This window comes from Erythrobacter alti (assembly GCF_037996805.1).
In the GTDB taxonomy this organism is placed as follows: Bacteria; Pseudomonadota; Alphaproteobacteria; order Sphingomonadales; family Sphingomonadaceae; genus Alteraurantiacibacter; species Alteraurantiacibacter alti.
In genome coordinates this window covers 15,707-29,571 of the sequence record NZ_JBBNAX010000006.1, presented here as the reverse complement: position 1 = coordinate 29,571, position 13,865 = coordinate 15,707, and the positions used below count along the sequence as shown (strand labels likewise).

The window sequence follows — 13,865 nt, the reverse complement described above, 5'->3', positions numbered from 1 at the left end:
CCCGAGCCCGAGCCCGAGCCCGAGCCCGAGCCCGAGCCCGAGCCTGCCGCTGATGCTCCTGAATATCAGGCAGGTGGGCGCTACGCCGATGCGACGGATTATCTTCGAACGCTTCCCTCTGACCAGCCGCAGTATCAATTTCGCGAAATGGCTTCCGAAAGGCAGGGCTATTGGCGCGACCCTTATTCGGGGCCGATCACATTGGAGCAGTCCAGCAGCGATCTCCAGCCGGGCGGCATCGAGGATGCCTTTCGCCGCTACAAGCTGAACAAGTTCGGGATATGGTGCCTGGGCGGTTTCCTGCTTCTTCTGAATTTTTGTTCGATCGATGGCGAGCGCCAAGAGCAGGATCCCGGTGCTGACAATCCGGCGCAAGTGTCACGTCCGTCACTGGATGGAAGCAGCCCGATCTCTACGAGCGCGAGCCTTGAACAGGTTTCCGCAATGAGCGCAGACCTATTTGGAGAGGAGATCTCGTTCGCCCAAATTACAAGGGCCGACCGAGCGCTTGCAACTGGCCTGCTGCGCGAGTTGGAGCGCGACAACGGCCAGGCTGTTGGCCCCCGCATCAAGTTGCGGCAAGACATGCTTGCTGCGCGTTCGGCCACTTCAGCTGAGCGCGCGGCGGCTATTACGGAATTGCGATTGGCCTGGTTGCAGACAGCCGAGTATCAAGGTGACGCCGCTTGCCGGGAAGTCACCGAAGCACGGTTCAGCGCTGGCAGCCCTGCGATGCGCGATGACTGGCAGGAATTCGAGCGCAGCCTGGCGGCAGAACTCGCGATGGCCGGCGATCTGTCCGCCAAGCCGCTGACGGCAAGCGGAGCTGCCATTCCCGAGTGGGCGATCGCAGAGGCAGGCCAGGCGCTGAACCTTTCGCCTGACGCAGTGCGCACTGCCCATGCCAATCCTTCGTCCGCCGTGCGCTGTGCAGCCATGATTGCCTTGCATGAAGCAATGCTGGCGCGGCGCGGCGACGTGTCTCCCGCGCAGTTCGCTGCGCTGTGACGGGAACGTGCTTCCTTGCAGCGCGCTGATCACAAGTGACGCAAGCTGCCATCCCTTCCGAAATCGCCGACTGGTTCGCTGGTCGCGACTGGCGCGTGCGTCGACATCAGGCCGAAATGCTGGAGGCGAGCGATGCGGGCAAGCATGCCATGCTCGTGGCCGATACGGGCGCGGGCAAGACGCTCGCGGGTTTCCTGCCAACGCTTGCCGCCTTTTGCCCGTCGCGTATCGGAGATGGCGAACGCCCCGATGGATTACACACGCTCTATATCTCGCCGTTGAAAGCATTGGCGCATGATGTGCAGCGCAACCTCATCACGCCGGTCGAGGAAATGGGGCTCGACCTACGGATCGAGACGCGTAGCGGCGATACGTCTTCGGACAAGAAGAAGCGCCAGCGCAGCAAGCCACCCAACGTATTGCTGACCACGCCTGAAAGTCTCTCGCTACTGCTCAGCTATCCTGAAAGCTTTGACCTGTTCGCGGGATTGAAACGGGTGGTGGTGGACGAAATCCATGCCTTCGCCACCCAGAAACGGGGCGACCTGCTGGCGCTCTCGCTCTCTCGGCTACAGGCCATTGCGCCCGACATGCAGCGCGCGGCTCTTTCGGCCACCGTGGCTGACCCGGACGCGTTTCGTGACTGGATCGCGCCGTGGGGCGATATCGACGCGGTTGAACTGGTCGAAGGCGAGCAAGGAGCCGAGCCTCAGGTAGAGATTTTGCTGCCCGACGAGGAGCGCGTGCCTTGGGGAGGCCATGCTGCCACATGGTCGATCGCGCAGCTCTACGAACGAATACGCAAGAACAACACGACGCTGGTGTTCACCAACACTCGCTTTCTGGCCGAGTATATTTTCCAGCACCTGTGGGATGCGAATGAGGACAACCTGCCCATCGGCATCCACCACGGCTCGCTCTCCAAAGAAGCGCGGCGCAAGGTCGAAGGCGCGATGGCGGAGGGGCAACTGCGTGCTCTGGTGTGCACATCCAGCCTCGATCTAGGGGTCGACTGGGGCGATATCGACCTGGTGGTGCAGATGGGTGCGCCAAAGGGCTCGTCCCGCCTGCTCCAGCGCATCGGACGCGCCAACCACCGGCTCGACCAGCCGAGCCGCGCCTTGCTCGTGCCGGGCAACCGGTTCGAATTTCTAGAGGCGACTGCCGCTATGGAAGCGGTGGACGAAGGCAAGCGCGACGGGGAGGACTTTCGACCCGGCGGGCTCGATGTACTCGCGCAACATGTGATGGCCTGCGCCTGCGCCGCTCCGTTCGAGGAGCGCGCCTTGCTGGCCGAGATCCGCTCCTGCTGGCCCTATGCGATGATCGACGATGCCACCTGGACCCGTGTGCTCGAATTCGTCGCCACAGGCGGGTATGCGCTGCGGGCTTACGAGAAGTTCAAGCGGATAACCCGCGAGGCTGCCGAAGATGGCACCGTCACATGGCGGCTTACCCATCCCGAACAGGCGCACCGCCACCGGATGAACGCAGGTATCATCATCGACGCCGAGATGCTCGAAGTGCGTTTTCGCAACGGTCGTTCGCTCGGCAAGGTGGAGGAACGTTTCGCAGCCTCGCTCAGGCCCGGGGACACGTTCCAGTTCAGCGGCGTGAATGTCGAGGTCGAACAGCTCAAGGACATGGAGCTGATCGTGCGCGCCAGCAAGAAATCGGCAATGATCCCGTCATATGGCGGATTACGCCTGCCGCTCACCACGCATCTGGCCGACCGGGTCCGGAGCCTGCTGACCGATCGCGCAGGCTGGGCGCGTTTCCCCGACGACGTGCGCGAATGGCTGGAGGTGCAAGACTGGCGCAGCCAGATGCCGGGGCCGGACAATCTGCTGGTGGAAAGCTTCCCCCACGCCAAGCGGCATTACACCGTCTATTACACCTTCACCGGCTGGAACGCGAACCAGTCGCTCGGCATGCTGATCACCGCCCGTATGGAGGCGCTGGGGCTGATGCCGGGCGGTTTCGTGGCGAATGATTACTCGCTCGCGGTGTGGGGCTTGAAGCCGGTGGAGGACCCGCGCCCGCTACTCTCGCCCGATATATTGACCGATGAATTCGTCGACTGGGTGCAGGATTCGCACTTGCTTCGCCGCGCCTTTCGCGAGGTGGCGGTGATTGGCGGTCTGGTCGAGCGGCAACATCCCGGAAAGCGCAAGACCGGGCGCCAGGTCACTTTCAGCACCGATCTGATTTATGACGTCCTGCGCAAGTATGAGCCCGACCATGTACTGATTGAGGCGGCCTGGGCCGACGCCCGCGAGCGGATGACCGATATCGGACGGTTGGGCGATTTGCTCGACACGGCGACCGAACGATTGGAGCATGTCGTGCTCGACCGGGTGAGCCCGCTGGCGGTGCCGGTGATGGTGATGATCGGCCGCGAAGCGGTGCCGCAGGGCGCGCAGGATGACGAACTGTTGCTCGAGGCGGAAACGCTGGCGGGCGCGGCGATGCGGGTAGAGGATCTGCCGGAGGGGATCGGGGACTAGCTAATCCGCAGCGAACACGCGGTGCTCATGCGTGTCAGCGAAGGCGAAGCGGTCGATATTGGCCTCGCCTACCAGGTGGATGACCTGCACGGCATCGTCATAGCTGGTGTTGGCATTGGGATCGAAGCGGATCACCGGTTCTGCCGGATCGGCAGCAGCGCGGGCGAGGCGAGCCTCCAGTTCAGGGCGGTCAACCTGCTCACCGTTCCACAAGACAGCTCCCGCTTGGGTTAGCGAGAGGGCAATCTGCTGGGTCTCGTTCACGCGGATGCCGCCATTCGGCAAATCGACCTCGACCTGATGCGTGGCGATGGGGATGGAGAGGATCAGCATGACGAGCAACACCAGCAGCACGTCGATCAGCGGAGTGATGTTCAGTTCGCTCATCGGTTGGGGTATCTTGCTGTAGCTGCGCTCAAGCAGGCGGGATCTGATAGCCATGGACATTCTCCCCAAACGCCAGACGGTCATCTGACAGGTAATGACATAACATCACGTTGAAACGGTTTTGTCAATTGGACGCTCGGATGGGAGCCGGGCTAAATTTTCCAGGCACAAAAAAGGGCGGCCGGAGCCGCCCTGTTTCGAATCAATCGGTTCGATGCGGTTATGCGCCGCTCCCGAACTGCCGGTATTTCTCATTGCCGACAAAGCCGAACTTGGTGACGCCCGATGCCTTGATGATCGTCAAGACCTGCGCCGCGAGCTCGTAGCTGGCGTTGGCTTCTGGTTCGAATTGCAGTTCCGGCTCAACCGCAAAGTTGAGTGAGTTCTGCAGATTGCTAACCAGACCGCCCTGCGTAATTGATTCGCCATTCCACAGGATTTGGTTGTCCGGCGTGAGCACGATCTTGTTGGTGATCGGGTCCACCTCCGGCGGATTGCTGTTCGGATCCGGCGCGGGAAGGTCGATGTTGATCGCGTGGGTTGCGACCGGGATGGTGATAATGAACATGATGAGGAGAACGAGCAGGACGTCGATCAACGGCGTCATGTTCATTTCCATCATCGGCGAGCCGTCGTCGCTACCGCCTGCCATTGCCATGAGTGCGTACTCCTAATTCATTGCTGGCTGTCTGGGCCAGCGGGTGGTCGATCAGCCCGGGGCCTCAGCCCTCTGGATCGACCGGGTTCGAAATGAAGGCGACGGTCGGATAACCGGCGGCCTGCACATTGAAGATCGTACCTGCAACGCAGCGCCACGGGGCGTTTACGTCACCGCGAATGTGAACCTGCGGGATCAGTTCCGGATCGGCCATGATCGCTTCGGGTCCACCGGCGCGCTGCACGATCGCATCGAGGCGTTCGAAAGCGCGGTCGTAGAGTTCGGTCGAATCGACCAGTGTCGTGTTGTTCAGGAACACCCGACACTCACCATCCCGCGTAGCACCCGTAAAGCCGGACCGGATCGTGCGAGGCGTGCGCCCTTCCGCATCGGTCGTGGTTACGGTGATCAGCAGGTTTTCAACCTTGTCGTCCGATTCCCGCGTTTCGATAATCGGGATGCGCAATTCCTCGACCGTTTGAATGGCCACCGGAACCGCAATCAGGAAGATGATCAGCAACACCAGCATGACGTCCACGAGGGGCGTCGTGTTGATGTCGGACATCGGCGTCTCTTCGCCGCCTAGACTGATTGCCATGTGTCTCGTCCTATCTCACGTAATCAGGGAAGCGGCGGGCACCAGCATGCGACAAGTGCCCGCCCTTTTCATGCGACCTATCAGGCCTTCTTCGTCGGCGTAGCTGCACCAGCTGCACCAGCGGGACGTGCCGCTGCCGGAGCAGTCTTGGCGGCCTTACCGGCAGCCTGCGTCGAGTTCGAAGTCAACACGGCCGGCTTGACCTGGCCGTGCGAGGTGATGTTGGCCTGCAGGTCAGTCGAGAAGCCCGAAAGCATCGCGGCGATGCGACGGTTGCGCGACTGCAGGTAGTTGTAGGCGAACACCGCAGGCACAGCCACGAGCAGGCCGATGGCGGTCATGATGAGCGCCTCACCCACAGGGCCGGCAACCTGGTCGATCGAAGCCGAACCGGTTGCGCCGATCTTGATCAGTGCGCGGTAGATACCGATAACCGTACCGAGCAGACCGACGAACGGTGCAGTTGCACCAACCGTGGCGAGGAACGGCAGGCCACCGGCCAGTTTCGCGTTGATCGAAGCTTCCGAACGCGCGAGTGTGCCGTGCAGCCAATCGTGCGATTCAAGGCTGTCGGTCATCTTTTCAGATTCGTCACCGGCACGAATGCCGTCATCGACGAGCTGACGCCAGGCGCTGTTCTTGTCGAACTTGGTAGCGCCTTCCTTGAGCGAACCGGCACGCCAGAAAGCGGCACGGTTGGAACGGTATTCTTTCATCACCTTGTTCTGTTCGAAGTACTTGGTAATGAGGATGTAGAACGATCCGACCGACATGATGACCATCACGGCAAGGATGGACCAGGCGACGGGGCCGCCTTCTTCCATCGCCTGAATGAAGCCGAATTCGGTATCCGGAGCCGCATCGGTCGCGGCCGCTGACAAAAGTTCGATAAGCATGCTGTTAAGTCCTCTTCCTAGAGAAAATCTGTATTAATTGAGCTGGTAAACGATGTTGGTGGACCAGCTTCCCGAGATCGGGTCACCGGCATCGTTGAGTGCGGGATTGAAACGGCCGTACCGTGTAAGGTCGTCGCAAGCAGCACTATCCAGGATCGGATCTGCTGAGCGAGTTACACGGCAACTGGACACACGCCCATTGGCATCGACTGTCACAGACACGCCGACGGTACCCTCGATCTCGCGGCGTAGAGCACGCGAAGGGTAGTTTTCAATGATGCGACGTGTCCATCGAGCCTGGCCGTCCGGCGATACTCCGCGTGCCCTTGAAGGCGGTGGCGGTGCAGGCGGCGGGGCGGCAGGAGCCGGCGGTGCGGGCGGCGGAACAATACGCGCAGGCGGTGCCGGCGGCGGAATGTTCGGCTGTACCCGTACGGGCGGCGGATTAGGCGCAATGCTGATCGGCGGCGGTGGCGCGACCGGCGGCGGTGGCGCCACATTTTCTTCCGGCGGGGGCGGAGGCTCTTCCTCCGGCTCCGGCGGTTCAGGTTCCTCAATATCCACGGTCGTGACCCGCTCTACTGTTTCCTTAAACGCCGAATAGGCGAGTCCGGAAATCAGCGCGTAGCCAAGTCCAACGTGGATAAGGGCAACGATGATAATCGCGATGATGCGATTACCGCTCATTTCTTGGTCAGCGTAAGCCATCCAGTCCCTTCACTCCGTTTACAACGCCGGATGTACCGGCTTCTTTCGACATTCAGGATTCGCACCCTGCCAGCCGCAGTGTTTCGTTGTCCAGCCAAACTTTCATGGCATTGATATCAATGGCCGATGAAACGATTTGTGCCCGATCGGCCACAGCTCTTATTATTTTACTGTTATCAAGCCGTAGGGCGGCGTCTTAACGTTACGTAAGGGTATGGGCAAACGCTTTATCCGTTCAGTTGCAATTCAATCCCGGCGGGCTTTGTGCCACTCCCTCTACGGATGGCGGGCGCCGCTTGAATGGAAGCGCTTGCCATTTCAGGAGCAATCCGGGCAGGAGTAGCGCCATGATAAAGACAAACCCAATTCCGCGATTCTCACGCGCCCCGCACCTGCTGCTCATGCTGCTGGCGGCAGGCGTATTGGCTGCGTGTTCGACCACATTGCCCGCGCAATCGCGTTCAGGCAGCAATAGCGCTTTGTCGGCGGAGCTTGGACCCCAGGAAGCGCCGACCTATGCGGATCTCGTGACGTTTTCGCTCAATTCCGATCTCGTCGCGATCGTGACCGTGGATGATCAAGCCGTGTTCCCACCCGAACGTGCGCCGGATGTGCCTGCCAATCGCGTGCGCCTTTATCTTGAGACCCTGACGCAAAATCTTCTGGCCTCCGATGCCGGGGTAGGCGAATCATTGATCTTCGTGACTGATATTGCCCGCGAGGCCGATGGCGATGCACCCGATCTGGAAGAGCGCAGCTATATCATCTTTGCGAAGCAGATAGCCGCCCGTCCCGGAGAAGTGCAGCTCATCTCCAGCCGCGCGATGCTGCCTGCCGGCCCAATCATCGAGGAACGTGTGCGGCGCGTCCTGCGCCAGCTTGCCGCAGCCGAACCCATTCCCGAAGTCACCGGCGTGCGCGATGTGATCTCTGTCCCGGGAAACCTTGTGGGTGAATCGGAAACACAGATGTTCATCGAGACGCGAAGCGGTGCACCCGTGTCGCTCAGCGTGGTCCGCCGTCCCGGCTTGCCGCCGCACTGGGGTATCTCGCTGGGCGAAATCGTTGACAGCTCGGCGCGGCCTCCCGAACCGGAATCGCTGTCGTGGTACGGCTTTGCCTGCTTCCTGCCCGATCAACTGCCCGACAGCGCATTCCTGCAGTCGGACCGGCAATCACGAGAACGCGCGCGTGCCGATTATGCCTTTGTCCTGTCCGAACTGGGCCGGTGTGAACGCCGTTACAGCTGACACCGGTTTGGTGCGCATTCGTTTGCGGGCTGGCCAAGCCCTGCATCGCTGAGTAACCCGCGCTGCGTATGTAATCGCGGACACGGGGAATCGGACAAAAATGGCAAACACTTTGCGCATCGCACTTGCCGGACTGGGCACCGTCGGAGCTGGCGTAATTCGCTTGCTCGGGGAGAACGGCGACCTGATCGCGCAGCGCGCGGGGCGACCAATCGAGATCACGGCCGTGTCCGCACGTGACCGCGCCAAGGACCGCGGCGTCGACATCGGCGGCTTTGCCTGGGAAGACGATATGACCGCGCTCGCCGCGCGCGATGATGTGGATGTGGTGGTCGAACTCGTCGGCGGGTCGGACGGACCTGCAGTTGCGCTTGCACGCACTGCGCTGCGAGCGGGCAAGGGATTGGTCACAGCAAACAAGGCGATGGTCGCGCATCACGGCCTCGAACTCGCGGAATTGGCCGAGGCGCATGGTGCGCCCATGCGCTACGAAGCGGCGGTTGCTGGCGGCATCCCGGCGATCAAGGGGATCGGCGAAGGTGCGGCAGCCAACCGGATCGAGCGGATTTACGGCATCCTCAACGGCACCTGCAACTACATCCTTTCCGAAATGGAGAGCAGTGGCCGCGATTTCGGCGACGTGTTGGGAGAGGCGCAGGCGCTGGGTTATGCCGAGGCTGATCCGACCTTCGATATCGAAGGCGTCGATGCAGCTCACAAGCTGTCCTTGCTGGCATCGCTCGCATTCGGAACGCGTCTTGATTTCGCATCGGTTGCGACAACCGGCATCAGCCGCATCCGCGCAGCCGACATCGCCCAGGCTCGCGCGCTGGGATACGTCATCCGCCTGATCGGCCTCGCCGATTGCGAAGTGTCCGAGGGAGAACGCCATCTGTTCCAGCGGGTCGCACCCTATCTTGTGCCCACCAGTCATCCGCTCGCCGGTGTTGGCGGTCCGACCAATGCCGTGGTGGCCGAAGGCAATTTCTCCGGACGGTTGCTGTTCGAGGGCGCGGGCGCGGGCGATGGCCCGACCGCCAGCGCCGTGGTCGCCGACCTGATCGACATCGCGCGAGGCAATGTCCTGCCGCCATTCTCGCTACCGGTATCTGCACTCGAAGCGAGCGCACCTGCTGATCCGGGACATCGCCGCAACCGCGCCTACCTCCGTTTCCTGGTGGCAGACCGGCCGGGCGTGCTCGCCGAAATCACGGCAGCCATGCGTGACGCAGACGTTTCCATTGAGAGCATGATCCAGCAAGGCCATCCGGACGATGACGAGAACCCCGTGCTGGTATCGATGGTGACGCACGAGGGGCCGGAAGGCTCGGTCGATCAAGCGCTGGCAATGCTCGAAGGCTCTGCCAGTCTCGCGGACAAGCCGCTGGTTATGCGCCTGCTGGGCTAGTCTTCGGACAGGTCGATGGGGATGCGTGCGCCACGTGCTGGAAGCGCATCGTCCGGCGCATCCTCGACCTCCGACACAAGCTCGGCTTCCTCATCGCTCAGCGGTTCGGGGAAAGCGGTCACATCTATCATCAGCGCCGGTTCGGGCGCGTAGCCGAAACGGATGCAACCGGGGCCTGGATTGGTGACCCAGCAGGGCGGATCGTTGAGGCCCGGCATGATGACACGGTCTGATTGCGTGGGTTTGGGGAGCGGCGACATATAGCGTTCCGAATCGGTCAGCTCTCGGCAGACGAGGATCACGCCTTCTTCTTGCACCTCGGTTTCGCAAGGTTCGCTGGCAGAGGGTGGCAGCGGAGCGTCGTCATCGATTTCGGCTTCATCCGCCGGCCCATAGACCTGCTGCGCCGCCGAAGGAGCGGAAAACAGGGGCGTGGCACAAATCAGTGCGGCCAAGAATCTCGACATTGCCGCACCTCCTGCCTAAGCGGTCGGCAACTGGGCATCGGAGGCTGAATTTCAAATGAATTTTACACACGACAGCGAAAGCGTAATCGATCGGGTACTGGTTCTTGAACTGGTACGTGTGACCGAGAGTGCGGCAATTGCCGCATCCGCCCTGATCGGCCGCGGTGACGAGAAGGCCGCTGACGCAGCCGCTGTCGAAGCCATGCGCCGCGCATTCGATTCGCTCTACATGGATGGCACGGTGGTAATCGGAGAGGGTGAGCGCGACGAAGCGCCCATGCTCTACATCGGGGAAAAGGTAGGCGGTGCGCCGGGCAAGGGTCCCAAGATCGATATCGCGCTCGACCCGCTTGAAGGCACGACGATTACCGCCAAGGCCGGACCTAATGCGCTGGCCGTTCTGGCTGCTGCGGAAGAAGGCTGTCTCCTCAACGCGCCCGATGTCTACATGGACAAGATCGCCGTAGGGCCGGGCTATCCCGATGATGTCATCAGCCTCGACAAGAGCGTAACCGAAAACGTCGAAGCCGTCGCGGCTGCCAAAGGCGTTGCTCCTGGCGACATCATCGTGTGCGTGCTTGACCGTCCGCGCCATGCCGATCTGATCGCAGAGCTTCGCGGCCTCGGCTGCGGCGTGGTGCTGATCGGTGACGGCGATGTGGCAGGCGTAATTGCCACGACCGACCAGGACACCACGATCGACATGTACATGGGCCAGGGCGGTGCGCCCGAAGGCGTGCTGGCCGCCGCTGCGCTCCGCTGCGTGGGAGGCCAGTTCAACGGGCGGCTGGTATTCCGCAACGCCGATGAGCGCGCCCGCGCGGCCAAATGGGGCATCGAAGACCTCGACCGGATCTACAAGCTGCACGATCTCGCCAAGGGGGACTGCATTTTCGCCGCGACCGGCGTGACCGACGGTTCACTGCTAGATGGAGTTAAGCGCATCCGCCGGCCCGACGGGTCGCGGGTTATGACGACCGAGACTGTGGTGATGCGCTCCAGCTCGGGCACGGTTCGCTGGGTCAAGGGCGAACACAAAATCTGACGGTCGCCGGAAAGTCGGGCCGAGGATAAAGCGCGACTCTCTGTTGCAATCATAGGGCGCTGGGCTAGGCACTTTGGAGCACCAGCCAAAAGGGATTCGCGCGCCATGAAGATCATGTCCGGCAACTCAAACCTGCCGCTTGCTCGCGCAATTGCCGGCTATCTCGAAGTTCCCCTGACCGACGCTAGCGTCCGTCGTTTTGCCGATGAAGAGATTTTCATCGAGATTCACGAAAACGTGCGCGGCGAGGATGTCTTCATCGTCCAGTCGACCAGCTATCCGGCGAATGACAATCTGATGGAATTGCTGATTGGCATCGACGCGCTCAAGCGTGCATCGGCCAAGCGCATCACCGCGGTCATTCCCTATTTCGGTTATGCAAGACAGGATCGCAAACCCGGCCCGCGCACACCGATCTCGGCGAAGCTGGTTGCCAATATCATCACGCAGGCAGGGGCGGACCGCGTCCTCGCTGTCGATTTGCATGCGGGACAGATCCAGGGCTTCTTCGATATCCCGACCGACAACCTCTATGGTGCGCCGACCATGGCTGCCGATATCCAGGCGCGTTATGGCGGGCAGGATCTGATGGTCGTCTCGCCCGATGTTGGCGGCGTGGTGCGCGCCCGCGCGCTGGCGAAGCGGCTCGACAACGCCCCTCTCGCCATCGTCGACAAACGTCGCGATCGGCCCGGCGAATCCGAAGTGATGAACATTATCGGTGACGTGAAGGGACGCAGCTGCATCCTGATTGACGATATCATCGATTCAGGCGGCACGCTGTGCAATGCGGCGCAGGCCCTCCTCGATCAGGGCGCCAAGAGCGTTGCGGCATACATCACGCACGGTGTTCTGTCGGGCGGCGCCGTGGCGCGGATTGACAAGTCGGCGCTGACCGAGCTGGTGATCACCGACACGATCAAGGCAACCGATGCGGCGACCGATTCAGATCGAATTCGCGTGCTGACTATCGCACCCTTGCTTGGCGAGGCGATCCGCCGGATCGCAGATGAAAGCAGCGTGTCCAGCCTGTTCGACTGATCAGTCGTCCTGCGGAAGCGAGCGCGGTTCCGCATTGGGATCGCGCCACGGTCCGATTTCGTCAGGCTTGAGCCGATTGAGCGCGTCCAGCCGCCGCCGCTGTCTCACTTCGAGCGACAGCCGGATAAAAGGGTGCAGACCGTTTTTCAGTTCCGTGGGCGACATGTTGAAGAAGCTGCGGATTTCCTTGACCCGGTGCGACTGGTCGAAATAGCGCAGCTCGATCTCCGGCTTGTCCTCGGGGCGCGCTACGTCAAGCAGCGCGGCCGCCATGTCGAGCACGCGCGCGCGTCTCAGTGCCTGTTTCGGGGTGAGGCCGAATGTATCCTTGATGATGCGTTCGATCGTGCGCTTCGACACTGATTGACCGTTGGCGAACTCCTCTACCGTAATATCGGGATCGGCGAGGCATTGCTGCTCGAAAGCGATCGCGATGGGGTCCGGCTCCTGAAATTCGGCGGCTTCCACAAGCGGGCGAAGGAAGTGATTTTCAACCGCCGATAGCCAGTTTTCATAGTCACTTTCCCACGGCACCAAAGCGCCAAGCGGAGTTTCGTGACTGAAAAACTCATCGATATCGATAATGCGGTTCAACATCCGGGAATGGTCCGGAAAGCCGAGAACATTCGTGCTGCCAGCATTGAAATGCAGGGTGATTGCAGAATATTGGCCCGATATGCTCAGCGGCATGCACTTGGTCTGTGGGCCAAAATACAGGGCACGGCCATGTTTGCCGGGCTCCCACACCTGCTCGCCATCTGCCGTTCCCGCAGTCCAGGCATCATGATAGATGATCGTCATGCAGGGGTGGTCTAAGACGCGGCCACAATCGATTCGCATCCCTTCGGGCAATTGCCCTTCAGCGATGCTCCACCAATAGCCCCAAGGAAGAAGATCGCTGGCAGGTGCGCGCGAAAGTGCAAGTGGAGAACCACCACGAGTTGCGCCAGTCTGCGACGTTATCAGCGACCCGTTATTCATTGCGCCGCAAAGTGCTTTAGAAAAAGATTAATTGCAACTTGTATCAGGAATTGAAGGAAAAGATCATGGTGTCTCGCTCCGATATTGCGCTTGCTCATAGCCTGGCCGATGCAGCGCGAGACGAGATTTGCCCGTTATTCAGAACTATACTGGACAGTGAGGCAAAGACCGACGCCAGCCCCGTTACAATTGCGGATCGCAATGCGGAGGCCGCGATGCGCAAGCTGATCGAGGCAGAATGTTCGGCGGATGGCATACATGGGGAGGAGTTCGGCCTGAAAGAGGGCAAGAGCGCCCGCCAATGGGTGCTCGACCCGATCGATGGCACCACTGCCTTCCTCGCCGGTCGCCCGATATTCGGCACGCTGATCGCCCTGCTGGAGGACGGATTCCCCGTTCTCGGCGTGATTGACCAACCGATCCTGGGAGAGCGCTGGGTCGGCATGGCGGGGCAGGGCACGACCTTCAACGGACAGCCGGTCAAGGCGCGGCTTTGCCCTAAGCTGGGGCAAGCAACGATCGCCACCACCGGTCCGCATTACTTCTCTGTCGAGCAGGGCGATCGTTTCATGGCACTGGCCGGTCAGACCGATCACAAGCGCATGGTGATGGGCGGCGACTGCTACAATTATGCCGCACTGGCGAGCGGCCATATCGATATCGTCGCCGAAGCGGGCCTCAAGCTGCACGATTTTGCTGCACTGGTTCCGGTGGTCGAAGGCGCCGGCGGGTTCATGAGCGATTGGCATGGTGACCCGCTCCACGCAGACAGCGACGGGACCGTTCTGGCGCTGGGTGATCCGGCAAGGCTGGAAGATGTGCTCGGGATTATTTCTGCTGCGTAACCTTTCTTAGTGCGAACCTCCCAAGGGATTGTTGCTTAAGGGCGACAGATAGGCAGTCGAATTTTA

14 protein-coding genes are annotated in these 13,865 nt (G+C 61.2%); 7 read left to right on the top strand and 7 right to left on the bottom strand.

Features of this window, described 5'->3' with window-relative positions; genetic code table 11:
• Both AAC850_RS07695 and AAC850_RS07690 read left to right on the top strand, forming a co-directional pair.
• The coding region (locus AAC850_RS07695; protein WP_340588122.1) for a hypothetical protein at nt 1–1,008 on the top strand (1,008 nt) is incomplete at its 5' end.
• A gap of 35 nt (nt 1,009–1,043) precedes the next feature.
• Complete coding sequence (locus AAC850_RS07690; RefSeq protein WP_340588121.1) at nt 1,044–3,515, top strand: ligase-associated DNA damage response DEXH box helicase; 2,472 nt, start codon at nt 1,044–1,046, stop codon at nt 3,513–3,515.
• Here AAC850_RS07690 and AAC850_RS07685 read toward each other — a convergent pair whose 3' ends face one another.
• From AAC850_RS07685 to AAC850_RS07665, 5 genes are all read right to left on the bottom strand, one after another.
• Nucleotides 3,516–3,956, bottom strand: coding sequence for an ExbD/TolR family protein (locus AAC850_RS07685; RefSeq protein ID WP_340588119.1), 441 nt, complete (start codon nt 3,954–3,956; stop codon nt 3,516–3,518). It abuts the gene before it with no gap.
• 166 nt (nt 3,957–4,122) lie between these two features.
• Nucleotides 4,123–4,560, bottom strand: coding sequence for an ExbD/TolR family protein (locus tag AAC850_RS07680; RefSeq protein ID WP_340588118.1), 438 nt, complete (start codon nt 4,558–4,560; stop codon nt 4,123–4,125).
• 64 nt (nt 4,561–4,624) lie between these two features.
• The gene (locus AAC850_RS07675) at nt 4,625–5,158 is read right to left on the bottom strand and encodes an ExbD/TolR family protein (RefSeq protein WP_340588117.1); all 534 of its coding nucleotides are present in this window, start codon (nt 5,156–5,158) and stop codon (nt 4,625–4,627) included.
• Between the two features lie 80 nt (nt 5,159–5,238).
• The gene (locus AAC850_RS07670) at nt 5,239–6,054 is read right to left on the bottom strand and encodes a MotA/TolQ/ExbB proton channel family protein (protein ID WP_340588116.1); all 816 of its coding nucleotides are present in this window, start codon (nt 6,052–6,054) and stop codon (nt 5,239–5,241) included.
• Between the two features lie 33 nt (nt 6,055–6,087).
• Nucleotides 6,088–6,762, bottom strand: coding sequence for an energy transducer TonB (locus AAC850_RS07665; protein WP_340588115.1), 675 nt, complete (start codon nt 6,760–6,762; stop codon nt 6,088–6,090).
• A 347-nt stretch (nt 6,763–7,109) separates the two neighbouring features.
• Here AAC850_RS07665 and AAC850_RS07660 point away from each other — a divergent pair, with 347 nt between their 5' ends.
• Together AAC850_RS07660 and AAC850_RS07655 are read left to right on the top strand one after the other, a co-directional pair.
• A complete protein-coding gene (locus tag AAC850_RS07660) occupies nt 7,110–8,012 on the top strand; it encodes a hypothetical protein (RefSeq protein ID WP_340588114.1) in 903 nt (300 codons plus the stop codon).
• 100 nt (nt 8,013–8,112) lie between these two features.
• Nucleotides 8,113–9,420 carry a homoserine dehydrogenase gene (locus AAC850_RS07655; protein ID WP_340588113.1) on the top strand — a complete coding sequence of 436 codons (1,308 nt, stop codon included), beginning with the start codon at nt 8,113–8,115 and terminating at the stop codon, nt 9,418–9,420.
• On the opposite strand, the gene AAC850_RS07650 is transcribed toward AAC850_RS07655, so the two are convergent.
• Complete coding sequence (locus tag AAC850_RS07650; protein WP_340588112.1) at nt 9,417–9,887, bottom strand: hypothetical protein; 471 nt, start codon at nt 9,885–9,887, stop codon at nt 9,417–9,419. The two genes, AAC850_RS07655 and AAC850_RS07650, sit on opposite strands and share 4 nt — an antisense overlap.
• A 55-nt stretch (nt 9,888–9,942) precedes the next feature.
• Here AAC850_RS07650 and glpX point away from each other — a divergent pair, with 55 nt between their 5' ends.
• Complete coding sequence (gene glpX, locus AAC850_RS07645) at nt 9,943–10,932, top strand: class II fructose-bisphosphatase (RefSeq protein ID WP_340588111.1); 990 nt, start codon at nt 9,943–9,945, stop codon at nt 10,930–10,932.
• A gap of 105 nt (nt 10,933–11,037) precedes the next feature.
• Nucleotides 11,038–11,973: a ribose-phosphate pyrophosphokinase gene (locus tag AAC850_RS07640; protein WP_340588110.1), complete on the top strand. Its 936-nt coding sequence runs from the start codon at nt 11,038–11,040 to the stop codon at nt 11,971–11,973.
• Here AAC850_RS07640 and AAC850_RS07635 read toward each other — a convergent pair whose 3' ends face one another.
• Entirely contained in the window at nt 11,974–12,954 is a 981-nt protein-coding gene (locus tag AAC850_RS07635; protein ID WP_340588109.1) for a helix-turn-helix transcriptional regulator, read from the bottom strand.
• A gap of 65 nt (nt 12,955–13,019) precedes the next feature.
• On the opposite strand from AAC850_RS07635, the gene AAC850_RS07630 reads away from it, so the two are divergent.
• Entirely contained in the window at nt 13,020–13,799 is a 780-nt protein-coding gene (locus AAC850_RS07630) for an inositol monophosphatase family protein (protein ID WP_340588108.1), read from the top strand.
• The last annotated feature ends 66 nt before the right edge of the window (nt 13,800–13,865 follow it).

Bases quoted from the DNA above. Each gene is read 5' to 3' on its own strand.
- AAC850_RS07685 (WP_340588119.1), bottom strand. From the start codon at position 3,956: ATGGCTATCAGATCCCGCCTGCTTGAGCGCAGCTACAGCAAGATACCC.
- AAC850_RS07660 (WP_340588114.1), top strand. From the start codon at position 7,110: ATGATAAAGACAAACCCAATTCCGCGATTCTCACGCGCCCCGCACCTG.
- AAC850_RS07680 (WP_340588118.1), bottom strand. From the start codon at position 4,560: ATGGCAATGGCAGGCGGTAGCGACGACGGCTCGCCGATGATGGAAATG.
- AAC850_RS07635 (WP_340588109.1), bottom strand. From the start codon at position 12,954: ATGAATAACGGGTCGCTGATAACGTCGCAGACTGGCGCAACTCGTGGT.
- AAC850_RS07650 (WP_340588112.1), bottom strand. From the start codon at position 9,887: ATGTCGAGATTCTTGGCCGCACTGATTTGTGCCACGCCCCTGTTTTCC.
- glpX (WP_340588111.1), top strand. From the start codon at position 9,943: ATGAATTTTACACACGACAGCGAAAGCGTAATCGATCGGGTACTGGTT.
- AAC850_RS07665 (WP_340588115.1), bottom strand. From the start codon at position 6,762: ATGGCTTACGCTGACCAAGAAATGAGCGGTAATCGCATCATCGCGATT.
- AAC850_RS07655 (WP_340588113.1), top strand. From the start codon at position 8,113: ATGGCAAACACTTTGCGCATCGCACTTGCCGGACTGGGCACCGTCGGA.
- AAC850_RS07630 (WP_340588108.1), top strand. From the start codon at position 13,020: ATGGTGTCTCGCTCCGATATTGCGCTTGCTCATAGCCTGGCCGATGCA.
- AAC850_RS07675 (WP_340588117.1), bottom strand. From the start codon at position 5,158: ATGGCAATCAGTCTAGGCGGCGAAGAGACGCCGATGTCCGACATCAAC.
- AAC850_RS07670 (WP_340588116.1), bottom strand. From the start codon at position 6,054: ATGCTTATCGAACTTTTGTCAGCGGCCGCGACCGATGCGGCTCCGGAT.
- AAC850_RS07640 (WP_340588110.1), top strand. From the start codon at position 11,038: ATGAAGATCATGTCCGGCAACTCAAACCTGCCGCTTGCTCGCGCAATT.